This window comes from Microcoleus sp. N9_B4 (assembly GCF_036701635.1).
In the GTDB taxonomy this organism is placed as follows: domain Bacteria; phylum Cyanobacteriota; class Cyanobacteriia; order Cyanobacteriales; family Microcoleaceae; genus Microcoleus.
This window is the reverse complement of sequence record NZ_JAUBRC010000019.1, coordinates 50646-76192: the sequence shown is the minus strand read 5'-3', so window position 1 is coordinate 76192 and position 25547 is coordinate 50646. Positions and strand designations below refer to the sequence as shown.

Here is a 25547-nt window from a genome sequence, read left to right as displayed (position 1 = left end):
TAAAGACTAAAGTTCCTGAATACAACACATCCCAACGGGCAGCATACACTGCAATAGCGGAGCGAAGTCGATCGTCCGAGATAGTAGTAAGTAAAAATATTTGGCGGGGTGACAACGCCTGTGAAACCTTGATGGTAAAAGCATTAAAGCCCCTGAGCATCAAAAAAGATCGGGGATTATTGACAGGCTTATTGACTCATAAGATCGTCGAAGGTCGCCTTGAACTTGATTCAAGGGATCTCGCCACTCTCTTTTATTGACTCACGCCTGCGAAGATTTTTTTGTTTACTCAATCAACTCAACACCTTGACGCAGCTTTGCTTTAGGCACTATGCACGATAGACTATTAAGTTATTGTGCATCTAGGTTCCCATTTCCTCTATTTGAGAATCCTTGTGGGACGGGCCAGAGAGCCCGTTGAAAAAAAAAGCGCAATTTAGCTGGCGTAAGCTTAGGACTTACGCATAGAACCCCCAAACCCTTTTTCCAAGAGGGCTTTCAAGTGTCCGGTTTTTTAAAGCGGTTCCCCCCCTTTTTTAAGGGCAGCACGGGGAAGCTGGGTTTCAGACCCTATAGTTCGTAAGTCCTGACTAGAGTTGTATGCTTAGATCAATTAGTATTGAGGTCAAGACCTACAAGTGAATAAAGGTGTACTCAATATCCATGAAATCGGCAGGTAGGCTTACACTGCAACCCCAAGCAAAATATAGCGCATTTGACATTTATGGAGATTCCGTCTCAAATGGGGGAGCTGTTTTTTTTCATAAATTTGCCAACTGTATCAGTATTAGCAACTCATTTCAGCTCGGTTATTCAACAATAAGATATCATTAAACCAATTGGCGTTTAAGAGAGATGGAATCAATAATTTCCTAGAGCTGACTTTAAATGACCAAGGGTGAGCGACTGTTATTATTTAAATAATCCAAATACTAAAATGACTCCGCCATGACAGTAATCGCAAGTGAGAATGAACTTGCAAAAAGCCCTCAAAAAATCCCGCTGCGCCTCGTCTTAGTCGTACCCTTCGTGCTGCAAATCTTTCTCGCTGTGGGACTGACAGGTTGGCTCTCGCTACGCAACGGCAAAACTGCCGTCAACAACGTTACTACCCAATTACGAACGGAGGTAGTCGCCCGCATCAATCAACAATTAAACACTTACTTGGAAACGCCCCATTTGGTCAATGCCATCAGCGTCGATGCCATTGGCCGCTTTGGGTTGTGGAATCCCGACAATATGGGTTATATGAGAAGCTACTTCTACTGGCAGCTCCAGCAATTTCCCACCGTTAGTTACATCAGTTTTGGCGGGGAAAGAAAAGAATATGCGGGTGCTGGATATAAGGATGATGGCAGTGTAGTTATTGAAATAACCGATCGCTCTACTAATTTTCTCAATACAATTGTCACCGTAGATAGAGAGGGCAACCCGACTCAGTTTAAGGAAACCCACCCAGACTACGATCCCCGCATTCGACCCTGGTATAAAGCCGCAAAAGTTGCAGGCAAACCCCAGTGGAATAAAATTTATCAATATTTTATTCAACCTAGCCTGGGAATCTCCGCTAGTCAGCCTGTTTACGATCGAAATGGCGCTTTTCGAGGAGTTGTAAGTACCGATCTGTTTCTCTCAAAAATCGGCGACTTTCTCCAAAGTTTAAAAATTGGTAAATCGGGAAAGACTTTCATTATCGAACGATCGGGCTTGCTAGTGGCTTCTTCCACCGCCGAGAAGCCATTTATCAACAGCAAAAATCGCCAAAAAACGCAACGATTAAAAGCGATTGAAAGCAGCATACCTTTGATCAAGGGTACAGCGCAACATTTAATAGAACGCTTTGGTAACTTTACCGAAATTGACAGCAACCAGCAACTAGACTTCATGCTAGATGGTCAGCAGGAATTCGTGCAAGTATCCCCATTCCAAGATGGTAGAGGTCTGGATTGGCTGATTGTTGTAGTCGTTCCAGAAGCCGACTTTATGGAGGAAATCAATGCCAATACCCGTAGCACTATCCTACTCTGCATTTTAGCGTTATTGCTAGCGACGTTCTTAGGAATCCTCGCCTCCCGCTGGATTACCCATCCTATTTTTCGTTTGAGTAAAGCGAGTAGAGCGATCGCTAGCGGTCAATTAGACCAAAAAGTAGAGGTAAATGGCATAGATGAACTGGGAATTCTCGCTCAATCTTTTAACCAAATGGCACAGCAATTGCGCGAGTCTTTTGCTGCTTTAGAAAAGACCAACTTAGAGCTAGAAAATCGAGTAGAAGAACGGACAATTGAGCTAAAAGAGGCAAAAGTTGCCGCTGATACTGCTAACCAAGCCAAGAGCCAATTCCTCGCCAACATGAGCCATGAACTCCGCACTCCCCTGAACGGAATCCTAGGATACGCTCAAATTATGGAACGCGATAAAACTACCACTCCTAAACAAAAAGATGCTATCCAAATTATTCACCAGTGTGGTTCCCACTTACTCACTCTGATTAACGATATTTTAGATATTTCTAAAATTGAAGCAAGTAAAATGGATCTTTACAGTTCAGCTTTTAATTTTCCTTCTTTTCTGATGGGCGTTGTGGAAATGTGCCGCATCCGAGCTGAACAAAAAGAAATTACATTTAGTTATCAAGTATTAAATCAACTTCCTAATGCAGTCAATGCTGATGAAAAACGACTGCGCCAAGTTTTGATTAACCTTTTGGGCAATGCTATTAAATTTACAGAAAAAGGTGGTGTTATTTTTAAGGTAGGCGTAATAGGTGAGGGGGAAGACTCCGACCAATCACCACTTACTAAAATTCGTTTCCATATCCAAGATACTGGGGTTGGAATGGCACCAGAACAGTTAGAAAAAATATTTTTACCGTTTGAACAAGTCGGAAATAGCGAGCAGAAGTCAGAAGGCACTGGGTTAGGATTAGCGATCGCACAGAAAATTGTTCAAATGATGGGAGGCGAAATAAAAGTAGAAAGTATAGTCGGTCAAGGCAGCATTTTTTACGTGGATTTAGAGTTGACTCATTCCTCGGAATATATTGAGTACAGTTCGAGGGATGCTTCAATCAATTTAACGGGATTTAAAGGAAATAAAAATAAAATTCTGCTAGTAGATGATCGATTTGAAAATAGAGGTTTTCTTATAAATCTTTTAGAGCCACTAGGTTTTCAAATCATGGAAGCTTGTGATGGAAAAGAGGGCTTAGATAAAGCTGCTGAGTTTAAACCCGATCTGATTATCACAGACTTAGTGATGCCAGTAATGGATGGATTTGAAATGTCACGGCGCTTGCGGAAATCACCAGAATTTAAAGATGTAATATTGATAGCATCCAGCGCCAGCGTGTTTAACTTCGATCGGCAAAATAGCCACGAAGCAGGTTGTAACGAGTTTCTAGCAAAGCCGATCCAAGTAGAAGAATTGTTAGAAGTATTAAAGATTTACTTGCAAATAGAATGGATTTACGACCAACCTGCTGATTGGGCGAACCAGCAGGTTGGTTTCACTAATATATTAAATACTCAGAGTGTTGAGCTTGTAATACCGCCATCCACAGAGCTTGTAGCGCTGTTTAATGCGGCTCGGATCGGCGATATTGAAGTGGTTGAGCAGGAAGCCAATAGACTCAAGCAGATAGATGGCAACTATCTACCATTTGCTAATAAAATTTTGCAATTTGCGAACAATTTTGAAGAAAAAGAACTACTAGCTTTTATGAAGGCACATTTTGGAAAATAAAATGCTTAACAAAAACGAAAATGTAATTTTAATTGTTGACGATAACCCGAATAACCTCAAACTTTTGTTCGATTTTTTGAAGGAGTCAGGCTTCAAGGTTTTAGTAGCTAAGGATGGGGAAAGTGCGATTGAGAAGCTACAACAAGTTTTGCCAAATATCATATTGTTAGATGTGATGATGCCGGGGATAGATGGGTTTGAAACCTGCTACCGCTTAAAAGCATCGGTGGCAACGAAAGATATCCCTGTGATTTTTATGACAGCTCTTACGGATCGCGTGGATAAGGTTAAAGGTCTGTCAATGGGGGCAGTAGATTATATCACCAAACCCTTTCAGCAAGAGGAAGTCCTAGCCCGCGTGCAACTACACCTGAGACTGCGAAATTTGACCAAGACGCTGGAAGAGCAAAATGTGGTTCTAAAACAGGAAATTGAAGCGCGAAAAGAGGTGGAAGCGGCCTTGCAGAAACTCACTTCTGAGTTAGAGGAACGGGTGGCTTCTCAAACGGCTGAACTTAGACAAGCCTGCAACGAGCTTCAACAGGCTCAAGTTCAGTTGTTGGAAAGAGAAGAAAAATTAGGACATGATGCTTTTCACGACGCACTAACGGAGTTGCCTAACCGCGCTTGGTTTATGAATCGGCTGCAACAGGCGATCGACTTGTCATACAGACGTGAAGATTATCTATATGCGGTGCTATTTATTGATCTAGATCGCTTTAAAGTAGTGAATGATAGCCTCGGACATTTGGTTGGGGATCAATTACTAAAAAGCGTTGCTAGTCAACTACAAGTTTGTTTACGCCATACAGATGCAGTTGCGCGGTTTGGAGGAGATGAATTTGTGATCTTGCTGGAAGATATTAAAGATATTGATGAACCAAACACGGTGGCTGAACGCATCCAAAATCAATTAAGGCAGCCCTTTAATTTGAATGATTATGAAGTATTTACCGAGATCAGCATTGGAATTATCGTTAGCACCATGGGTTACGATCGCCCAGAAGACGTGCTCAGAGATGCAGATATCGCAATGTATTATGCTAAAGCTCAAGGTAGAGGGCGTTACGAAATTTTCGATCCAGCTATGCAAACTGTTGCCATGACGCGCTTGCAGTTGGAGAACGACTTGAGAAGGGCGAGCGCGCTACAAGAATTTTGCGTTTACTACCAGCCAATTGTCTCCCTTTCTACGGGGCAACTGAGTGGCTTTGAAGCTTTGGTGCGCTGGCATCACCCATCTGGCATCATCTACCCGCCTGCTGAGTTTATCCCTGTCGCTGAAGAAACTGGTTTGATCAATGAATTGGGGTGGTTTGTTTTGCAGGAAGCTTGTCACCAGATTAGTATTTGGCAGCAACAGTTTCCCCAAACACCTCCCTTGGCGATTAATGTCAATCTTTCCCCCGTGCAGCTCAAGCAAGCAAACCTACTCAATCGAATTGAGGAGATTTTGCAGCAGACTGGCTTTCCCAGCTACCGTCTCAAACTAGAGATTACTGAAAGTTGCATTTTAGAAACAGTATCCAGGGAAGAAAAGATGTTGAAGCAGCTAAAAGCTCTAGGCATTCTGTTGTGTATCGATGACTTTGGGACGGGCTACTCTTCTTTAAGCCGCTTACATGAGTTTCCCATTGATACCTTAAAGATTGACCGGTCTTTTGTGAGCCGCATTGGGGCAGACAACAGCGGCGTAGAAATTATCCAGACAATTGTGACGCTGGCTCGCAGCCGAGGTATGGATATCGTTGCAGAAGGCATAGAAACGCCAACACAGCTACAGAAACTGCAAGAGTTGGGGTGTGAGTTGGGGCAAGGATATTTATTTTCTAGACCTGTAGACAGCGAAAAGGCAACCGAACTATTAGGCATAAAAGTAGCGGTAGTAAGCTGGCCTCCCATCTAGTTTGACCGCAATAAATTTTATGAAACTCTTGTGGGAAAGGCGCAAAAGCCTACTCTCATCATCCTGCGAACTCAATTCTGCTGGGAATTAATAGTTAGTTTGGGTGGGATTTTGGATATTTTATGAATTAATACAATTTACCTCATGCCCGAACGTTAATTGGCGTTGCTGAATCAAGGTATGAATGCCCCAGGAATGGGAATATCGTGAAATTTCAAGTAATGTATTAATAACTTAATAGAATGCTTGAGCATTTTCTCACATTTAGAATAACAAAGAGTCTTGCGATGTAGTCTGGCTATCCGGATGTCTTAGTCTTGTATTTTCTCCTTCTAAGGAGTGTCATATAAGTTTTACTGATAATATGATCCCCATCAGGAATAAACATGGGATATACAGACTATCCATCCGTTACATAAAAGTAGCATTTCCATGCACTTACTTGCTCCCATAATGATTCAAATGTCTTAGCACGCTAGATCCCCTAATACCCATCCTAAAATTCCTGGTCGAAAGTGGTCAACCGCTGTCCAGAACCAGATTTTGTCTGTTTTTTTTTACATAAGTTTGTAATTCATCGAGCTCCCCAACTTCTGGAATGACTTCAGGGTCATAAACATCTGGTAACAGTTTTCCGACTTGTTTTACCCAATTTATTACCGTGGTATGATGAACTCCCTTAGCTCGTTCTATCGCCCGTAAACCCATACCATTGACGTACATTTTGAGGCAATCACGTTTGATGCTCTCGCTATAACCAAGGGTGGGGTTCATACTGATTAATGAATTGACGACCACATTGGACACAAATGTGATTCTGTTTTCCTTTCTTCTTGCCGTTTTTACGGATATGGGTTGATTTACATTCTGGGCATTGCATAAATTATTCCTCCTATTCATACTCTAACTCAGCAACGCCCGATTAAATAGCAACCCGATTTTTTTCCTCCCGCTTCATCCCTTCACCGCGACGATTATCTGGAGTTTGCTTTTCGGTTTAATATTCAGCCTGCTGATACTGGGTATCCTAATCACTGGCGAGAAAAATATCCCCCAGAATCCTGTCGCTGGTAAGAAAAATATTGCCTTGGTAAAGCGGTGCGTGAGAGTCAATAGTAAACGGCTGCGGTACAATGATGAGTCACCGTCACGCACCCTATGGTTAGATATTTGTCAAATCTTTATAAGATTAAGACTTGTAACATATTAGTATTTTCAATCAATCAAGCGATTCTTGGTGTAAAAACATCAATAATTCTTAATAATTGCCAAAAGATACTGGGTGACAATGGACTGAAATTAATAATTGTAATTTTTGTTTAAATATTGTTAGATAAATTAATACTGCGTATTAGTAAAACAACTTAACTAAGCGGTCTAAATAATTTAAAATTATAGTTAAATAAGCAGCCCGTACAGCAGTTAACTTCACACAAGCTTTACAATAGGATGAAATCTAAGTATTTCAACGGCAAAAAATGGCGACAAACATGGGACGATATTTGCAGGTACTGAAATTGTTCTGGGGTGCGGCGATCGCAGCGGAACTAGAATACCGAATCAACTTTGTCCTCGCGGCCCTCAGCAGCCTCGGAAATCTTGCTGGCAGCTTGTTTGGGCTGTTTTTGTTCTACCGTACCGGTTACAGGTTTTCGGGCTATTCATGGGAAGAGGCTTTAGTTGTACTCGGTATTTTCACGATTTTGCAGGGGTTTTCGTCAACTTTTCTAGCACCTAATCTCAGCCGTATTGTCGATCGAGTCCAGCAAGGTACTCTCGATTTCGTACTCCTCAAACCCATCAGTTCCCAATTCTGGCTATCTGCAAACACAGTTTCGCCTTGGGGAATGCCAGATTTAATCTTGGGCACCGTATTGCTGCTGTATGCTGCTAACAAATTGGGAGTAGAAATCGGCAACTATTTTTTAACAGTAATACCGCTGTTCTTCGGAACTATTACTCTTTACAGTATATGGTTTATGTTAGGGGCCACCAGCATTTGGTTTGTCAAAATTTACAATGTTACCGAAGTTCTCGAAGGATTGTTAGAAGCGGGTAGATTTCCAATGGCAGCTTATCCCGCGGCTTATCGATTTTTCTTCACTTTCGTAGTTCCCGTTGCCTTCTTGACGACTGTGCCTGCAGAAGCCATGCTGGGGAGAGGTGAAATCGTTTGGATCGCAGGGGCGGGAATATTGGCGATCGGGCTGTTATTTTTCTCCCGCTACTTCTGGCAATTTGCACTCCGCTTTTACACCAGCGCTTCCAGCTAGTTAAGTAGTTAGGTAAGCTGCTGCACATCTAGAGTGTCTATTAGGTTTGAGAGGGAGAGGATTTGACACGAGGGGAATAGGGAATTGAAATATACATTTTCAAGGCAAAACAGCTTATCTAAAAAATATTTTTTTCTATTTACTTAGATAGTTAAATAAGGTAAGATTTCAACCTATCCTGGAAATGTAAACTGGAAATAAACCACGCAAACGAAGGCAAACCAATGAAAAGAAAAAAACTGGGTAACAGTAATTTTACTATCAGCGCGATCGGTCTTGGAGGTATGCCAATGTCCTTAAGCGGCCGGCCGCCCGAATCGCAATCAATTGCGGTAATTCACCGCGCCCTCGATTTGGGTGTCACCCTAATTGACACCGCAGATTCCTACTGCCAAGATCAATCCGACAAACACCACAACGAGCACCTGATTGCCAAAGCTTTGGAACAGTACAGCGGAGATGTTAGGGCCGTTACTGTGGCTACTAAAGGCGGCTTAATGCGGCCTCAAGGTGCGTGGACGCGGAACGGCAACCCCCACCATTTACGCAAGACAATTCGCGAAAGTTTTGAAGCATTGGGCGGCAAGGAACCGATCGACCTTTGGCAATATCACTCGCCCGATCCCGCTTATACCATCGAAGCAGCCCTAGCACCTGCAAAAGAAGCAGTAGAAGCAGGAATGATTCGATTTATTGGAGTTTCCAACTTTTCTGTAGAGCAGATAAAACGCGCCCGCGATACAGTAGAAATTGTCTCTGTTCAGAATCAGTACAATCCGTGGCACAGACAGCCGGAATCAGACGGCGTACTGGAATATTGCGAAACCGAAAAACTGACATTTTTTCCTTGGAGCCCTTTAGGAGGAAGCCGCCGCGCCACAAGCTTGCAAGATATGCCCGCGATCGCCAAATTAGCAGCAGAAAAAAACGTTTCAGTTTACTGTATAGTATTAGCTTGGTTGATAGCCCAATCGCCCTGCATCGTTCCGATTCCCGGTGCGACCAAAGTATCGAGTATTGAGGATTCTGTGCGGGCGCTCGAAGTTAAATTGACTGACGAGGAATTGCAACAAATTGCCGTAAGTTAAGTATATAAGGGCAAAAAAAACAATTGAACAGGCAAGATGCCTGTTCCACGAGAACTTGATTGTGGGTGGGCATCTTGCCCGCCCTTGAAAGTCGGATTAATGAGTAAAGTTGACATTTTTTGAGGAATTGAATTTAATGGAAGCTAATCAAGTGAATGCCGATCGAGACGTAGCAATTGAACATCAAAACGTACCTGTCGCCCATGAAGGACTGCACAACTTTTTATACAGTTCCGACTCAGAACACAGCGCAGCAGCGACTATTTCTGAATTAGAAAATGACGGCACGCAAGTAATGTCGATCGATACATGGCGCGATTTGGCAACTAACGCGAAAGTCGCCGGCGTTTACGCTGTAATGGACACTTCACGCAACACTCAGTTTATAGGTTATTCGCGAAATATCCTGCTTTCAATCAACGGTCACATCGCCCAAAATGGCGTCGAAAACTGCGCTTTCCTGCGTGTGCAAACTTTCAAATTCCCGAAGCGGGAAGAAATGGAAAGTTTGCGCGATGCTTGGATAGCAGAAAGTGGCAGCATTCCACCTGGAAACGGTGCTGAAAGCGAAATGTGGGCGGCTACGGTAGGCCAAGCAGCGCGCGCTGCTATGTCTGCTGAGGAACAAAAAGCTTATGAGGAAAAGAAGCTGAAATTGCGGAAAGCAATGGCAGATTCTACTCTTACCAAAGAGTTAGAAACAGCCGCCAAAAGTGATGGCGAACGACACCAACATCTGGAAGCTGCTGTTAACAATGATGATTGGAGTGCGGTGATTCACTCGCAAACCCAGGAAACAAAATCCGGTTCCTAAATCGGAAAAATGTTTGTAATTCTGAGATGTTGTACTATTTTTAGAACGGGCAAGATGCCCGTTCCACAATACATTAAGTTTATTGTGGGGAGTAGGGTTGGGCTTATAGCCCGCCCAAAAAACTCAATCTTAATCATCAACAACTGATCGGATTAATGACTAACTTTGCGTTCAGTAACTAAAGTCAAACTTACCCATTCACCCCGCTCATTGTAACTGCGAATCATCCGAAACCGCAAGTCAGGTTCTACCAACCAACCAGCCTCGAAAAATATAGGTTTTCTGGATTCAATCTTGACAGGTAAAGTACAAGAACCGCCGTCAGGAAGCAGCAAAACTTGCACGGGCATAGCACCTTCGTTAAAGTGCAGAACTGAACCGTCAATGCGGGCGCTAGAACTGATAACAGTAGCATTACTGCCAAAAGTAATTTTCTGCACTAGGCGATCGCCACTTTCCAAATGCAATTGCAGTTTGGTAGAATAAAATTCAGGAGAACGCGAATCTGGATACATTGTCACAGCCTCGCCCTGCCATTCTCCCAGCAAATCTTCAACAGTCAAAGGCGGACGTTCGGGGACATTTTTATCAAGCTGCTTTTCCCGAATTAAGGTAAGGTTTGATAAATTGCCGTCGGTATTGTATAGCTGAACGAAGCGCAACCGGCGATAATTGTAGATAAAACAAAACTCTGCACCGCACTCAGAATAAGGCGCTAGTTGAATAGTTCCCTGACAAAAAGCTCCATTCTCAAAAAACAAGATATCTCGTCCCAAACCCTGATATTCTCGAACAAGTTCGCTCACTTCAGGTTCGCCGACACCGCTAGGATTTGGGGAAAACCGACGGAGTTTCAATCGCACAGTTTTGTTGTCATTGAAACCTTCGAGAGAAATAATGCTAGGAGTATCTTGAAGTACCTCTCCTCGCGTTGATAGCTGAGTGAAGGAACCGTGCCATTCTCCCAAGTTTTGCAGAAAATTTTCCCACTGCGCTACCATATTCTTACCTTTGGATATATGTCTAAAAATAGAATTATAACTCTACTGACGGATTTTGGATTAAGCGATGTTTATGTGGGAGTGATGAAAGGTGCGATCGCCCAAATTAACCCGCAGTTAAAAGTCATTGACATTACGCACCAAATACCATCTCAAAATATTGCGGCGGCGAGGTTTTGTTTGATGACTGCTTTTGCTTATTTTCCGCCGGAAACCGTACATATTGCTGTCGTCGATCCGGGTGTGGGAAGCAAGAGACGCGGGGTTGCGATTAAATGTGCTAATTGCTTCCTTGTTGGGCCGGATAACGGTTTGTTTAGCGGGGTGTTGAGTCGGGAAAGTGCGATCGCATCTGTCGAACTGACCAACCCCAAATACTGGCGCACACCTCAACCCAGCAGCACTTTTCACGGTCGCGATATTTTTGCAGCAGCGGGCGCTCACTTGGCGAATGGGGTGGCTTTGGAAGACTTGGGAGGGGCGATCGACCCTGCAAGTTTAGTGCAGTTAGAGATACCAAATTGTGCCGTTACAGCCACAGGTCCAGCAGGCTGCATTCAATATGTCGATCGCTTCGGCAATCTCATTACTAATATCCCGAATAATTGCATTATAGGTAACAATTGGTCATTGACAATTAGCAATAGTTCTGATGCAATTCGCATCCCCAGCGGTAAAACCTACAGCGACAGCCAACCGGGCGATTTAGTTGCCCTAACTGGTTCTGACGGTTGGGTAGAAATTGCCGTTAACGGCGGCAGCGCTCAATCAGTATTGCAGCTAGAATTTGGAGATCAAGTACAAGTAATTTACAGATAGAGAGGGTAATCTGCATTCATCTCCTTCTATATTTATCTGCAAAATCAACAATAGTTTCGCGGTATTCGCTAATGTTAAAAAAAAGATCTCCATTATTGTGCTTAGCATTAGGAACAAGTAAAATTTTCTTAGGTTCAGGAGAAGCAGCATACAACTTTTCACTCATCCCACTGGGAATCAAAGGGTCAGCAGTCCCGTGGGCGAACAAAACCGGAATTCGCAGCAATTTAACCTTAGTCAAAGAATCAAATTTTTGCGTCAGCAGCAGCCGCAGCGGAAACAGTCGCATTATACTGTAGCGTTCTACCATATCAAGCATTGAAGTGAACGAACTTTGAACAATTAATCCCGCAGCTTCCGGATGTGCGATCGCTAATTCCACAGCAACAGCACCTCCAATTGAATGACCGTACAAAAAGATTTCGCTGGGCGACAATTGCCGCTGTTTCACTAAATAATTATAAGCTGTTTCCGCATCTTCATATACCCGAGCTTCGCTGGGAAAGCTGCCTTGACTGCGACCGTAACCCCGGTAATCAATCAGCAATACCGAAAAACCCAATTGCCGAAAGCGGTAAGATTGATTGATATTCGCACCGATGTTAAAACCCCTGCCGTGCAGGTACAATAGAGTTCCTAATGATGGTCGATTTGCGGCGGGCAGCCACCAACCGTGCAGTTTTTCAATTTTGGGCGATCGAGCCTTAACTGGCAACCAAACTTCTTGGTAAGGGATGTTAAAAGCATCCGGTGTTTTGGCGATTGCAGGTGTTGGCTGAAAGATCAAACGAGTTTGGAGAAAAAACAAGAGTATACAGAAACCAATGTAGGCGATCGCCCAAAGTTTTCCTAAACACAATAGCCCTCTCAAAAAACTTTTTTTGGTCTTGTTTAGCTTGCTCATTTTTGGCAGGGATACTTTTTAACTGAAAGTCTCAGAAACCCGGTTTCTTTAATAAACCGGGTTTCACATCTTTATCCAGCTACCACGAAATTCACCAACTTTCCAGGCACCACAATTACCTTTTTAATCTCCTTACCTTCCAGGTGACGCTTGGCCAATTCTGACTCGCGAGCAAACTTTTCCAAAGCAGCTTTATCAGCACCAGAAGGCACTTGAATTGTGCCGCGAGTCTTGCCCATAACTTGAATTACCAGCGTAATTTCATCGGTAATTAAGGCAGAAGCATCCACACTCGGCCAAGTTTGCGTATGCACCGATTCAGTGTTACCAGTATTGTGCCACAATTCATCAGCAATATGCGGCGCAAAAGGCGCTAACAATCGAATCAAAGTGTTAATTCCTTCTGCATAAATTGGCGAATCTTTACATTTAGCATCATTCAAAGCATTGCTGAGTTTCATCATTTCCGAAACAGCAGTATTGAACTGATAATCACCCTCCAAATCGTCGCTAACTTCCTTAATTGCAGTGTGAATCGCCCGCCGCAAATCCTTCTCAGGTTTACTTAACACCTCTTTCTCCCCCCCTTGGCAAGGGGGGGCAGGGGGGGGTGAACCAAACTCTGTCACCACGCGCCAAACGCGATTTAAAAAGCGAAATTGCCCTTCCACATCGGCATCGTCCCACTCCAAATCCTTCTCTGGCGGCGCTTTGAATAAAATAAACATCCGCGCCGTATCTACCCCATATTTGCCCATAACTTCCAAGGGGTCAACACCGTTATATTTTGATTTGGACATCTTCTCGTAGAAGACTTCCAAAGCTTCGCCCGTTTGAGGATCTTTGGGATTTGCGGGGTCTATATCTGCTGGGGGAACATATTTGCCAGTAACAGGATTTTTATATGCCATTGCTTGCACCATGCCTTGAGTTAACAGGCGTTTAAATGGTTCGTCACAATTGATCAAACCCCGATCGCGCAAAACCTTGGTAAAGAACCGCGAATACAGTAAGTGCAAGATGGCGTGTTCGATGCCGCCCACATATTGGTCTACCGGCATCCAATCATTTGTCTTCGCCGTATCGAAGATTTGCTCTTGATTTTGAGCATCGGGATAGCGCAAGAAATACCAGGAAGAATCGATAAAAGTATCCATCGTATCTGTTTCTCGCTTCGCCGGAGTGCCGCAACTCGGACAAGGAACGTTTACCCATTCTTCCATCTTTGCCAAGGGCGAACCTTTGCCAGTAAATTCTACATTTTCCGGCAACAATACGGGCAAATCCGATTGGGGTACGGGGACTGTTCCGCAGGTGGGACAGTGAATTACGGGAATCGGAGCGCCCCAATAACGCTGTCTGGAAATTAACCAATCTCTCAAGCGGTATTGGACTCGGGCTTTGCCATAACCTGAATTTTCGGCTGCTCTAATAATTGCTGCTTTGCCTTTTATTGAATCCATGCCGTTGAAGCTTTCGGAATTAATCATAATTCCTGGTTCTGTGTAAGCTTCGGTCAGCGGCAGCTCATCATCATCCACAATTACTACTTTAATTGGCAGTTGATATTGATTGGCAAATTTGAAATCTCGCGTGTCGTGGGCGGGTACTCCCATGACTGCGCCGGTGCCGTATTCGTACAGCACATAATCGGCAATCCAAATGGGAATTTCTTCGCCGTTGAAAGGATTGATTGCTTTGCCACCTGTGGGGATGCCGCGCTTTGGTTTGTCTTCGGCTGTGCGATCGATCTCGCTTTGGGCGGCGACTTCTTTGATGAAGGTTTCTACGGCGGCTTTTCTGTCTGCGGTTGTCACGCGCTGAGTTAGTGGATGTTCCGGCGCTAAAACAAGGTAACTGACGCCGTAAACTGTATCGGGACGTGTGGTGAAAACGGCGATTTTTTCATCCATCCCGACAATGGGAAATTCTAAGTAAGCGCCGACTGATTTGCCGATCCAGTTGGCTTGCATTAATTTGACTCTTTCAGGCCAATCTGGCAATTTGTCTAAGTCGTTTAATAACTGTTCGGCATAATCGGTAATTTTGAGGAACCACTGCCGCAATAATTTGCGCTCGACTTTGGCACCGGAACGCCAGGAACGACCTTCGTTATCTACTTGTTCGTTTGCTAAGACGGTTTGATCTATGGGGTCCCAATTAACTGCGGCTTCTTTTTGATATGCTAATCCGGCTTCTAAAAATTGCAAGAAAATCCATTGAGTCCACCGATAATAATCGGGAGAACAAGTTGTAACTTCTTTTGTCCAGTCGAAAGAAATACCCAGCCGGCGAAATAAGCCTTTCATTTGGGCAATGTTTTGATAAGTCCATTGTGCGGGGGGAATTCCGCGCTCGATGGCGGCATTTTCTGCGGGCAAACCAAAAGCATCCCATCCCATCGGATTCAATACCCGATAGCCTTGCATTCGCTTGAGTCTGGCAATTACATCGATGATTGTGTAGTTGCGGACGTGTCCCATGTGCAGGTTTCCCGACGGATAGGGGAACATGGATAAGGCATAAAATTTAGGCTTTTGGGTATCTTCTGGCATCTGGTCTAAGTTTTGCTCAGCCCATGTCTGCTGCCATTTTTCTTCTATGGATTGGGGGTTATATCTGGAATCCACAACAATTTCTCCTTGTATAATTTACTAATGTTTGCTTGAATATTTTTGCACATTCAAGGGGCCTCGATTAGGATTTTTCTGAGCTCCAAGGATTTTGGCTCAAATATCTGTATTATTTATTGTAGTATATGTAATTTGAGCTGGGGGGCGATCGACCAAATATCCCGGTTCGCCCTGAAAAGAATAAGACTTACGCACGGGCGGTCAGAAACCGGGTTTTTACCTGAGAAGACGCGTTACCGTCTGCAAAACCGCAAAAAACCCGGTTTCTTTTGTCTTGATTAGTCCTGGACTAAAAGAATAAATAACCGCAATCGTCAGAAACCCGATTTGTTTGAGAAATCGGGTTTCTTAGCATTTATTCCGGCTTAAATGCTATCTGGATCGATGTTCAGTTCCCGCAGTTTGGCGGCTAAACGTTCGGCTCTTTGAGATTCTTGTTCGGCTCTTTGAGATTCTTGTTCGGCTCTTTGAGATTCTTGTTGTAAACGCTGGCGATATAATCCCCGCTGTTCTTCTAATTCCGCATAGGAAAGAAACTGTTCGCCATCAGGTCTATAAATTTCTAACCCATCTTCTCCCAACTCAAATCGCACACCTAATCTCGGACTTATCCATCCCTCCATCGGCTCAATTACTTCTAAATTTCCCTCAATTCTTTGCCAACCTTGCAACTCATTTCTTTCTGGATCGTAAAGGTAATATTCCTCAACTCCATGACGCTGGTAAAATGCCAATTTTTTATTCATTTTAGTTTGGCTGTCGTTGTGGGAGCGAATTTCAAAGGCGACTTGAGGAGCAATATTGTCCTCTCGATATTGTATGTAAGAAGGCCGATCGCCCTTTGGTCTGCCAAACACCACCATCGTATCAGGTGCTTGAGAAATATCGGGTCTGCCCTCAAGGGGATACCAGAGTAAATCGGCTGCTACAAAAACGTTTGGGTCATTCTTAAACAGCGATTCGCAACCTTCTTTAATTTTGACAATTAATTCGTATTGAATGGTGCTTTCTGCCATCGGCTGACCGTCGCTGGAAGGATAAATGATTTCTGCGGTTGTGACTTGCATAGTGGTTGTCTCCGAGAAGTATCTCAGCTTAATTATACTATTTATAATAGCGATTTTAAATTTTTCAAAAGTTAAGATATATCACTCAATTATTATGTTGATAAATTAGGTCAGCGATATGTTCTTTGGCTTCTTCGGATAGTTGAAAGTTGATAATGCTTTCGGGATTTGTGCCGGCGGCCGAGAACTCAACTATTTCGGCGTAGGCTTGGGTATTTTAGTGGCTACAGTCATAATTTTGTTTTTCCTTTTTTTATTTATATCACATCAAGAGCGAGCGAGCGCTATTTTATGCTAGAGTATTATATTATTAGACATCTAGTGAACAGCCAGTCAAGGGCAGGCAAGATTTCTACCCCACGGGAATTGTTGGAGATGTCTATTTGTCTAAGATCTTGGTAAAGAGATGAGCTATTTGTCAAGTTTAGAGATTTATCGAGAGATTGGAAATATAGTCAGTCAATTTAAAATTCTTGAATGCGATCGCTGTGCTGCTGCTGTTATGGAATGGCTAGAACAACAAGGGATTCAGGGAAAGATTCTGAGACTGAGAACAAAGTATCAGGATGAGGATTATATCATCAGCGAACGTCTAGAAAGTCAGGGAGTTACAGAATCGATTACAGTTAACGGCAAACATTACGGGGTTGAAGTTCGAGGTCTAGTGTTTGATAATCTCTCAACAGATGGAATGTTAAAAGAAGAGTGGGTTAAGGATTTTCACTCTCCGAGCGACCAATTTGTTGTCGAAGAAATAGAAAATTTGTAAAATAGAACTGTTGGTTAAAATCAGAGGTAAAAATGAGTGGATTATTTGATGTTCTAGAAAAGATCAAAGCTAGACCGGGGATCTACATTGGGAAATGTTCAGTTAGCGATTTGTTTGTGTTTTTGGCTGGCTATAAAACAGCTAGGCGAGAATTTGGGATTGAGCCAAGTGAACAGGAAAATGAGTTTTATGGGGAGTTTCAGCCTTGGTTGCAGAAACGCTTTAATGTACAGTCGGTGAATTCTTGGGCGAAAATTATCATGCTTTATTCAGTAGACGAAAGGGAGGGATTTGAGTATTTTTTTCAGTTGCTGGATGAGTTTTGGCGGCGGAATGAAAGTTTACAGGTTGATGAGGTTGATGTTAATGCAGAAAAGGCGATCGCTAATAAAGGCGATCGCTCATTGGCCCTCTAATTCTGCCAATTTTTCCTGGGCAAATTCGCGGAGTGTTTCGTCAGAATCGTTCTGAGCGCGATCGCGCACAAGTTCTAAAGTTTGAGGGCGATCGGGATATAGTTCGATCGTAGCTGCAAGAGCTGTTTGCCGGGGATTCTCTTGCCACTGATCCTCGCGATCGAAGGGGTCATTGATAGCAACATCGCACAATAACTCAAATAATTCTGGGTCATCTTTCCACCCCCGTGCTAATTGTTGTACTGCTGCTTGTCGCACATCCGAATCATCGTCTGATTGAGCCAGTTGTTTGAGAATGGGTAAGGTTTCCGGGTCATCTTTCCACCCCCGTGCTAATTCTTGTACTGCTGCACGTCGCACATCCCCACGATCGTCTGATTGAGCGCGTTGTTTGAACCAAGGTAAGGTTTCTGGGTCATCTTTCCACCCCCGTGCTAATTCTTGTACTGCTGCTTGTCGCAGATCCCAATCATCGTCTGATTGAGCGCGTTGTTTGAGAATGGGTAAGGTTTCTGGGTCATCTTTCCACCCCCGTACTAATTCTTCTACTGCTGCACGCCGCACAGCCCAATTATTGTCTGATTGAGCCAGTTGTTTGAGAATGGGTAAGGTTTCTGGATCATCTTTCCACCCCCGTGCTAATTCTTGTACTGCTGCACGTCGCACAACCCTATCATCGTCTGATTGAGCCAGTTGTTTGAGAATGGGTAAGATTTCTGGGTCATCTTTCCACCCCCGCCCTAATTCTTGAACTGCTACTTTTCGCACATTTCTATCATCGTCAAATTGAGCGATTTGTTTGAGCAAATATAAGTATTTTGGGTCATATTTCCAGCCGCGTGCTAATTCTTGAACTGCTGCTTCTGGCAAAATCCAATCATTGTCACACTTAGCAACTTGTTTAAGCAAAGATGAGGTTTCGGGGTCATTTTTCCAGCCGCGCGCTAATTCTTGAACTGCTGCTCGTCGCACAGCCCAATTATTGTCCAATTGAGCGATTTGTTTGAGCCAAGGTGAGGTTTCGGGGTCATCTTTCCAGCCGCGCACTAATTCTTGAATTGCTGCTTGTCGCACAGTCCAATGATTGTCAAATTGAGCGACTTGTTTGAGCCAAGGTGAGGTTTCGGGGTCATCTTTCCAAGTTGCTGCAACTGCTGCTACTGCTTGTCTGCGAATTTCATAAACTAGGTTGTCATATTCTTGAGGTGTAGAAGCACTGCTATTTTCGTATTTAGTTAACTCTTTGACTCGATCGCGCAACTTACTAGCAATAGCAGCAATATCATTTCTATTCTTGACTTCTGAAACACACTGCGCCGCCAAAAACAGATTACTAAAGTTTTCGGCTTCCCCATTTTCATCAATCAAGTATTCCAGGATGTTACCTGTAAAATTAGCATCCAGCCTTCCCGCCATTAAACGTAACACTTCATGCCAAGACTCATCTCGCCAGTATTCCCGAAAAATTTGAATCAAACTATCTAATTCAATCGTTTTTTGTTTCTCAAATTGCCGCAAAAACTCCCAAGCACAAAGAGATAATATCATGTCAGGTTAATTATCCATAATAAAAGTCGTTTGCAGTCGCGTAATTGAGTCCTGATTAGCTCAAAGCTTTCAAAATAGGGAACAGCGGCGCTTCAAAGCTGCTTGCAAAAGAGTGTTGTACAGTTTTTCCTTAACAGTATAAGCGCCGAATCTTTCCAAGTGCGGGTTGTTCATTTGAGCATCGAAAAGCAGATAAGATCGATCGCGCAATCTCTCCACCAACTTCACCATCGCCACCTTAGAACCCTCGGGAATTCGGTAAAACATCGACTCCCCAATAAACGCACCGCCGATCGACAATCCGAGAATACCGCCCGCCAATTCGTCGCCACACCAAGTCTCGAAGCTGTAAGCCCAACCGGCCTCATACAAACCCCAGTAAATCTTCTTGAGCTCCTTAGAAATCCAAGTCGTTTCGCGATCGGCACAACCCTCAACCACCGCCCCAAAATCGCGGTTCACAGCCACCGAAAATCGATTTTGATTGAGTTGGCGGCGCAGCGATGTGGGATAGGTAAATCTTTCATCCAGGGGAATCAGCGCCCGCTGACGGCTCGAATACCATCCCAAACTTTCCTCGCCGTCATTTGCCATCAAGAAGTAGCCTTGCGCGTATCCTTGTATAATTGACGGTATATCATATTGCATATATTTATCAGTTGTCATTTGTCAGTTAACTTTTCAAAGTCAACATTAGCAATTAGGAATAATCATGTCTGAAACCATCGAACCTATTACCTTACCGCCCGCCAAAAACCCCGAACAAGAAGGCCAATGGCTCCAACAAACGCTGCTGGCATGGCTAGACTCCGAGTTTATCCCAGAAGCAGCCAACCAGCAAATAGCTAAAAGAGCTGCCCAAATCTATGTCCGCCAGCGCATGGAAGGCGAAAATGACGTGGGCAGCCTCGTAATTGCGATCGTCACCGAAATGCAGGCTTATGATTTTTCTAAAAGCTTCTACGGCGAATTTGCGATCGCCAATGCCGTCAGCGACTTGTTACTCGAAAGTCTCGGCATCGATAAATGCTGCGGCCAGTGAAGCAAGAAGGAGGAAAATTTAACTCATAAGTCTGAAACAAGAATCAACCCCAAACATAATCTTGCCGATTATTTATAAGTTTTTTTCCTTCTTCCTTCTTCCTTTTTCTTTAGAATAAATCTCCAGAAACACGACAATTTCAGAAAAACATCATCCGTGTATCCGTGTCATCATCCGTGTCGTGCCTTCCTTCTTTCTGCTACCAGCTAGACTTCACAACACCGGGCAAAAGACCTTCGTGAGCCATTTCTCGCATCATGTTGCGAGACAGTCCGAAGTCACGATAGTAACCTCTGGGCCGTCCAGTTGCCCAGCAGCGGTTCCGCAAGCGAGTCCGCGAACTGCTGCGGGGTAGCTGTTGCAGTTGGCGGTGAATCGCCATTTTGTCCATCTGATTGCTAGCTTGGTCAAACTGGTCTTTCAGGTCTTCCCGCTTGTCGGCGTACTTGTCTACGAGTCTCTGGCGCTTTTTCTCGCGCTCGACCATGCTCTTTTTAGCCATAATCTGTTGATATCCTTAGATAAATCACAATCTACTATTTTACTATATTTTGGTCATTTCGGATCGCTTTTATTTGAATTATTTCTTTTGTCAACAAGATTTTTAGCAACAGGCAAGATGCCTGTTCCACAATTATTCAAGATTTTTAGCAACAGGCAAGATGCCTGTTCCACAATTATTCAAGATTTTTGTGGTACAGGCATCTTGCCTGTACTTAACATTTGTGGAAAACCTAACTATTAGCAGAAGGGCACAAATCTGCAATAACTCAAGATTTTTGTGGTACAGGCATCTTGCCTGTACTTAACCTTGGCGCAACACCTAACTATTAGCAGAAGGGCACAAATCTGCAAGTTCGCAAATATTGCAAGCCGGATTTCTCGCATTACAAACGGCCCTGCCGTGATAAACCAACCGAATCGACCAATTTTCCCAATCCGGCTGCGGCAACAATATCATCAAATCCCGCTCGATCCTTATAGGATCGGTATGTTCGGTCAATCCCAACCGCTGACTCAAACGCTTGACGTGAGTGTCTACGGTCACGCCCATATTAATACCAAAAGCGTGGGCGAGAACGACATTAGCCGTTTTGCGGGCAACTCCGGGCAATTCTAGCAGGAGTTCCATCCGCTGCGGTACTTGATTGTTAAATTTATTGACGATCGCCTGACAAGCACCTTTAATGTTTTTAGACTTATTGCGGTAGAAACCAGTCGATCGCACCAGACTTTCCAATTCTTCTATATCAGCATTTCCCAAAGCCACCGCATCGGGAAAACGCTCAAACAAAGCCGGCGTTACCAAATTTACCCGATCGTCCGTACACTGAGCCGAGAGAATCGTCGCCACCAGCAACTGCACGGGAGTTTCGTAGTTCAGAGTGCAAGGAGCTTCTGGATAGAGGCGTTTGAGCCGAATCAGAATTTCGAGTGATCGTTGTTTTAAACTTAACTTTTTAGTCATTAGTCATTAGTCATTAGTCATTAGTCAGTAGTCATTTGTCATTAGTCATTTGTCATTTGTTATTTATTTTTAACTTCCAGGCTCTGCCCGGGAATCGATATCCAGAGGCTCTGCCTCGCTTGCGGAGGAAAAAAAGGAGAGGGAAAAATAGGAAAATAGGAAAAGGGAAAAGTAGGGATAATTCTTCCTTCTTCCTTCTTCCTAACATCCGTTACATCCGTTACATCCGTTACAGAATCCGTTGCCGAACTTCCTTCTTCCCTCTTTCTTCATTTACTATTGCATGAAATTTCGCAAATCAAACCCAGCCAAATTAGCAGTATCGCGAATAATCAAGAACACTCCCAAACCCAGCAACAACACCAAACCAGTCTGCATAACATTTTCCTGAATACGGTTCGGTAAAGGTTTGCCCCGCAGTCCTTCGATTAACAAAAAAGCTAGCTGGCCGCCATCTAAAGCAGGTAAAGGCAAGATATTAATCACAGCCAAATTGATACTAATTAGCACAGCATACTGAAACAAACTCGCAGCATCCGATTTGGCAATCCCTGCACCAATCGCCACAATCGCCACAGGCCCGGACAACTTGTCGGCAGTCTGGCTGAAATTGCTAAGTAACTGCCCAAAACCTTGAACTGTCAGCACCACAATCCGCTCAAATTCTTTGGCGGCCTTGCTAAACGCCTCTACAATTCCGGCCCTCTGCCGCACCACAGTGCCGTTAGAAGTTAGCTGCACGCCAATGCGACCTTTGCCGTCGGGCGACTCTTCAGGAGTTACTGTCACCACAAATTTTTGTTCTTGGCGCTGAATTTCCAACGCTAGGGGTTGGTTGGGATGATCTTGGATTGCTGTGACCAATAATTTGATTGCTTCGCGGGAAGCGCCCAATTCCTTGCCGTCAACAGACAGAACAACGTCGCCCGATCGAATTCCGGCTTGTTTCGCGGCCGAACTGACTTCGGCGGCGACCTCCGGGACTTTAACTCCCGGTAGGTAGTTCATTTGTGCAGCGCCGACAGTGCTCAATTGCACCACCAGCAGGAAATAAGCAAAAATTAAGTTGGCAATTACCCCTGCACTAATGACGATCGCCCGATCGAGCACGGGGCGATTTTTGAGCAAATTCGGGTCATTTGGGGGAATTGTACTGTCGGGATCGTCGTCCGGGAAACCCACGAAACCTCCCAGGGGAAAGGCGCGGAGGGCGTATTCAGTTTCCGGGCCTTGGTACTTCCAGAGGATGGGCCCGAAACCGATGGAGAAGCGGTTGACGTGGATGTGTTGAAGTCTCGCCGCCAGGAAGTGGCCGAGTTCGTGAACGACAATCAAGATACCTAAAACTGCGATCGCTGCCAAAACTGACATGAAGGATTCCACTAACACTTTTACTGGACTTTGATTTATTTTAATATCTTTTTAATATCGGTGGCTTCGGAGGGACAATTTTCCGTCAAACTGGAAGCAAGATGGCATTTTAAGCCAAAGTCCAGGCCGGTACGCGATCGGGCTGATGTAAATTTTCGCCTTTCTGAAGGAAGAAGGAAAAAAAATAATTCAACCGATGCCCGATGCCCGATGCCCAATTCCCAATTCCCAATTCCCAGTTACCAATTCCGCATTATGAAAGACACTTCTTTGAATATTATCGCTATTTCTATCTTTGCCATCACCGTTTCAATATTGTTGGGGCCCCTATTCAACTTGCCAGAAGCCGTACCTGCGATCGCCACTTTTTGCCTGTTGGGGCTTGCTACCCTCGACAGTTTCCAATGGCAAGGTCAAGGCGGTACTATTTTATTAGATTGGCTGGGGGGAACTTCCAAACAAAAGCGCGATCGTATCCTTCACCACGAAGCCGGACACTTCCTAGTCGCCCACCTGTTAGGAATTCCCGTAACCAGCTACGCCCTCAACGCTTGGGAAGCATTTAAACAAGGTCAAACAGCCCAAGGTGGCGTCCGATTTGAAGACGAACAATTAGCATCTCAACTCCAAACTGGCACTCTTTCCGCCCAACTTTTAGACCAATACTGCACAGTGTGGATGGCTGGAATAGTCGCAGAAAAATTTGTTTACGGCAGTGCAGAAGGAGGAGCAGAAGACCGCACCAAAATTAGTGCAATTTTAACACAACTGCGCCGTCCAAGTTCCGAGATTCAACTCAAACAAAACTGGGGTTTGCTGCGAGCAAAAAACCTGATAGAAAGCCACAAATCAGCTTATGAAGCTCTAGTAGTAGCAATGGAAAAAAGAGCACCTGTTGCCGAATGCTGCGACATAATTCAGCAAAAATTATAGGATAAAAAAGATTACGCACTCTTGCCTTCTACACCCGGCTTCTCTCTAGATTTGTCACTAAGCTGTTCTGGATTTAAATTGTCTGTCAAAAAAACTTAAATTATTGTGGGGAGTAGGGGTTGGGCGTCCCGCCCGCCCTGAATATACAATTTAAATGCGCGACAGCTTAAAACAAAAAATTGCGTAGAAACCGAGTTTAAGAGCGTATTATAGGGATTAAAAATTCATGTCAGAACCAAAAATTTTCCCAACAACACTGCAAACAGCGAACCCAAATACAGAAAAATTGTTGTGGCTGTTCGGTTTCCGGATCGACCCCAGCACCGAAATACCAAATCTATATACTCTAATTGTCTATGGAGAACAAGAGCCGCCCTTAGTAGCCGGCGGTCAACTTGTATTTTTTACCCGTCCAGAACTAGCGATTAACGCTCTCCAATTGTGCAATATTGATGTCAGCGAACTGGGAAAGCCACCCACACAAATAGACGCTATTTGCGACATTGCAGAAACGCTGTACTTGCTCGATGCCGAAGATTTTGACGAGTCAGCTACTATCCTCAACTGTTTGAACGCGCTTTTCGATTTAGTGAAAGCTACTTTAATACCGATGCCAACTGAATACAAGCGCATACTTTATGATTTTGCAGACCATTTGAATATTGAGGAAGAGTTTGCAAGTTTTTTAGACACAGAAGATATTCAGCGATCGGAAATTGTCAATGCCATTTTGTGGTGTGTGGGAGCAATTACAGCTAAATCGAGATTGTTGACCGAGTAATTTAAGAAAAACTAGAATGTGAATTGATAATAGATAATATCGCCCAAGGAAATTGTGCATGACTGTAACTGATTTACAATTGTGGACTGTAGACGAATACCGCCGCATGACCGAAACAGGCATTCTCAATCCCGATGGACGAGTCGAATTAATTGACGGTCAAATTATCTTAATAAGTGCAAAAAATCCTCCCCACGCAGCAACTAACTAACCTCTGTGCAGCCGACTATCTCATAAATCTGCTGGCAGGACTCGCTTTAATTCGCATCCAAGACCCGATCGCTCTAAGTTATAATTCAGAACCAGAACCGGATATTGCTGTAGTGCAAATCGACCCTCGGCTGTACCAAGATTTTCATCCCGCACCCGACAATATTTTCTTATTAATAGAAATAGCTGACACGACTTTAGAAACAGACCGCAAGCGGAAAGCACCAGCTTATGCTAAGGCGGGAATTACTGATTATTGGATACTTGATGTTAACACGCGGCAAGTTTATGTTTTTCGCGAACCGGGCGAGGCAAACTACCGACAAGAAACAGTATTTAATGAAGATGATGTTTTGTCAATGCTGGCCTTTCCAGAAATAGAAGTTCAGGTAGGGCGATTGTTTCCTTAAGGCTGTGGGCGGCGGGTTTATCAATATCTTTAGCTACGGATCGATATTTCGGGTAAAACCAGCCCCTGGTATGGTGCGTAGCTGCTACGCTATCTACGGGTATTGTGTATATTGACATCGCTCGAATTACCACAACGTTGTAGGGGCGGGTTCACAAACCATACATAACAATGACCGACAATTCATATAAACCCGCCCCCACCCCACCGTAAATTTGAACGTAAATTTGGCTTGTTTGTTGGGTTGGGGCGGGTTTTTGAGATTGTTTGTTTTGGGGCGATTATTGTTGGTGAACCCGCCCCTACAAATCTATCAATTCCCAATTCCCAATTATCAATTACCAATTCTTC

Annotated in this window: 22 protein-coding genes and 1 pseudogene; 13 read left to right on the top strand and 10 right to left on the bottom strand. The window is 44.0% G+C overall.

Features of this window, described 5'->3' with window-relative positions:
* Positions 1-948 precede the first annotated feature (948 nt).
* Both QUA43_RS14735 and QUA43_RS14730 read left to right on the top strand, forming a co-directional pair.
* Entirely contained in the window at positions 949-3744 is a 2796-nt protein-coding gene (locus QUA43_RS14735; RefSeq protein ID WP_333374860.1) for an ATP-binding protein, read from the top strand.
* 1 nt (position 3745) lies between these two features.
* Positions 3746-5650, top strand: a complete 1905-nt coding sequence (locus QUA43_RS14730; RefSeq protein ID WP_333374859.1) for an EAL domain-containing protein — start codon at positions 3746-3748, stop codon at positions 5648-5650.
* 173 nt (positions 5651-5823) lie between these two features.
* Here the strand turns inward: QUA43_RS14730 and QUA43_RS14725 are convergent.
* Positions 5824-6530: pseudogene (locus QUA43_RS14725) on the bottom strand (IS1 family transposase).
* A 598-nt stretch (positions 6531-7128) separates the two neighbouring features.
* Here QUA43_RS14725 and QUA43_RS14720 point away from each other — a divergent pair.
* The 3 genes from QUA43_RS14720 to QUA43_RS14710 all read left to right on the top strand — a co-directional run bounded on the left by QUA43_RS14720 (position 7129) and on the right by QUA43_RS14710 (position 9825).
* On the top strand, positions 7129-7923 hold the full coding sequence (locus QUA43_RS14720) for an ABC transporter permease (protein ID WP_333374858.1): 795 nt from the start codon (positions 7129-7131) through the stop codon (positions 7921-7923).
* Positions 7924-8147: 224 nt separating this feature from the next.
* Complete coding sequence (locus QUA43_RS14715; protein WP_333374857.1) at positions 8148-9011, top strand: aldo/keto reductase; 864 nt, start codon at positions 8148-8150, stop codon at positions 9009-9011.
* Between the two features lie 136 nt (positions 9012-9147).
* Positions 9148-9825: a GIY-YIG nuclease family protein gene (locus tag QUA43_RS14710; RefSeq protein WP_333374856.1), complete on the top strand. Its 678-nt coding sequence runs from the start codon at positions 9148-9150 to the stop codon at positions 9823-9825.
* A 152-nt stretch (positions 9826-9977) separates the two neighbouring features.
* Here the strand turns inward: QUA43_RS14710 and QUA43_RS14705 are convergent, their stop codons facing one another.
* A complete protein-coding gene (locus QUA43_RS14705; protein WP_333374855.1) occupies positions 9978-10826 on the bottom strand; it encodes a DUF3598 family protein in 849 nt (282 codons plus the stop codon).
* A gap of 18 nt (positions 10827-10844) precedes the next feature.
* Here QUA43_RS14705 and QUA43_RS14700 point away from each other — a divergent pair, with 18 nt between their 5' ends.
* Positions 10845-11645: an SAM-dependent chlorinase/fluorinase gene (locus QUA43_RS14700; protein ID WP_333374854.1), complete on the top strand. Its 801-nt coding sequence runs from the start codon at positions 10845-10847 to the stop codon at positions 11643-11645.
* Between the two features lie 16 nt (positions 11646-11661).
* Here the strand turns inward: QUA43_RS14700 and QUA43_RS14695 are convergent, their stop codons facing one another.
* The 3 genes from QUA43_RS14695 to QUA43_RS14685 all read right to left on the bottom strand — a co-directional run bounded on the left by QUA43_RS14695 (position 11662) and on the right by QUA43_RS14685 (position 16249).
* Positions 11662-12549: an alpha/beta hydrolase gene (locus QUA43_RS14695; protein ID WP_333374853.1), complete on the bottom strand. Its 888-nt coding sequence runs from the start codon at positions 12547-12549 to the stop codon at positions 11662-11664.
* A gap of 71 nt (positions 12550-12620) precedes the next feature.
* Positions 12621-15179, bottom strand: a complete 2559-nt coding sequence (leuS, locus tag QUA43_RS14690; RefSeq protein ID WP_333374852.1) for a leucine--tRNA ligase — start codon at positions 15177-15179, stop codon at positions 12621-12623.
* Between the two features lie 368 nt (positions 15180-15547).
* Positions 15548-16249, bottom strand: a complete 702-nt coding sequence (locus QUA43_RS14685; RefSeq protein WP_333374851.1) for a Uma2 family endonuclease — start codon at positions 16247-16249, stop codon at positions 15548-15550.
* 406 nt (positions 16250-16655) lie between these two features.
* On the opposite strand from QUA43_RS14685, the gene QUA43_RS14680 reads away from it, so the two are divergent.
* Both QUA43_RS14680 and QUA43_RS14675 read left to right on the top strand, forming a co-directional pair.
* Positions 16656-17018, top strand: a complete 363-nt coding sequence (locus tag QUA43_RS14680; protein ID WP_333374850.1) for a papain fold toxin domain-containing protein — start codon at positions 16656-16658, stop codon at positions 17016-17018.
* Positions 17019-17050: 32 nt separating this feature from the next.
* On the top strand, positions 17051-17434 hold the full coding sequence (locus QUA43_RS14675) for a hypothetical protein (protein WP_333374849.1): 384 nt from the start codon (positions 17051-17053) through the stop codon (positions 17432-17434).
* On the opposite strand, the gene QUA43_RS14670 is transcribed toward QUA43_RS14675, so the two are convergent.
* The gene (locus QUA43_RS14670; protein ID WP_333374848.1) at positions 17420-18982 is read right to left on the bottom strand and encodes a HEAT repeat domain-containing protein; all 1563 of its coding nucleotides are present in this window, start codon (positions 18980-18982) and stop codon (positions 17420-17422) included. The genes QUA43_RS14675 and QUA43_RS14670 overlap by 15 nt on opposite strands.
* 69 nt (positions 18983-19051) lie before the next feature.
* On the bottom strand, positions 19052-19630 hold the full coding sequence (gene aat, locus QUA43_RS14665) for a leucyl/phenylalanyl-tRNA--protein transferase (RefSeq protein ID WP_333374915.1): 579 nt from the start codon (positions 19628-19630) through the stop codon (positions 19052-19054).
* Positions 19631-19694: 64 nt separating this feature from the next.
* Between aat and QUA43_RS14660 the strand changes: the two genes are divergently transcribed.
* A complete protein-coding gene (locus QUA43_RS14660; protein WP_190740107.1) occupies positions 19695-20024 on the top strand; it encodes a hypothetical protein in 330 nt (109 codons plus the stop codon).
* A gap of 199 nt (positions 20025-20223) precedes the next feature.
* Here the strand turns inward: QUA43_RS14660 and rpsN are convergent, their stop codons facing one another.
* The 3 genes from rpsN to rseP form a co-directional block, all read right to left on the bottom strand.
* On the bottom strand, positions 20224-20526 hold the full coding sequence (gene rpsN, locus QUA43_RS14655; RefSeq protein ID WP_333148712.1) for a 30S ribosomal protein S14: 303 nt from the start codon (positions 20524-20526) through the stop codon (positions 20224-20226).
* 321 nt (positions 20527-20847) lie between these two features.
* Complete coding sequence (gene nth, locus QUA43_RS14650; protein WP_333374847.1) at positions 20848-21492, bottom strand: endonuclease III; 645 nt, start codon at positions 21490-21492, stop codon at positions 20848-20850.
* A 276-nt stretch (positions 21493-21768) separates the two neighbouring features.
* The gene (gene rseP / locus QUA43_RS14645; RefSeq protein WP_333374846.1) at positions 21769-22863 is read right to left on the bottom strand and encodes an RIP metalloprotease RseP; all 1095 of its coding nucleotides are present in this window, start codon (positions 22861-22863) and stop codon (positions 21769-21771) included.
* Between the two features lie 255 nt (positions 22864-23118).
* Here rseP and QUA43_RS14640 point away from each other — a divergent pair, with 255 nt between their 5' ends.
* From QUA43_RS14640 to QUA43_RS14625, 4 genes are all read left to right on the top strand, one after another.
* Complete coding sequence (locus tag QUA43_RS14640; RefSeq protein WP_333374914.1) at positions 23119-23796, top strand: ATP-dependent Zn protease; 678 nt, start codon at positions 23119-23121, stop codon at positions 23794-23796.
* Between the two features lie 226 nt (positions 23797-24022).
* Complete coding sequence (locus QUA43_RS14635) at positions 24023-24577, top strand: hypothetical protein (protein ID WP_333374845.1); 555 nt, start codon at positions 24023-24025, stop codon at positions 24575-24577.
* Positions 24578-24635: 58 nt separating this feature from the next.
* A complete protein-coding gene (locus QUA43_RS14630) occupies positions 24636-24788 on the top strand; it encodes a hypothetical protein (protein WP_333374844.1) in 153 nt (50 codons plus the stop codon).
* Positions 24754-25197 (top strand): Uma2 family endonuclease, encoded by a 444-nt coding sequence (locus tag QUA43_RS14625; protein WP_333374843.1) that lies wholly within the window; start codon positions 24754-24756, stop codon positions 25195-25197. Before QUA43_RS14630 ends, QUA43_RS14625 begins: the two co-directional genes overlap by 35 nt.
* Positions 25198-25547 lie beyond the last annotated feature (350 nt).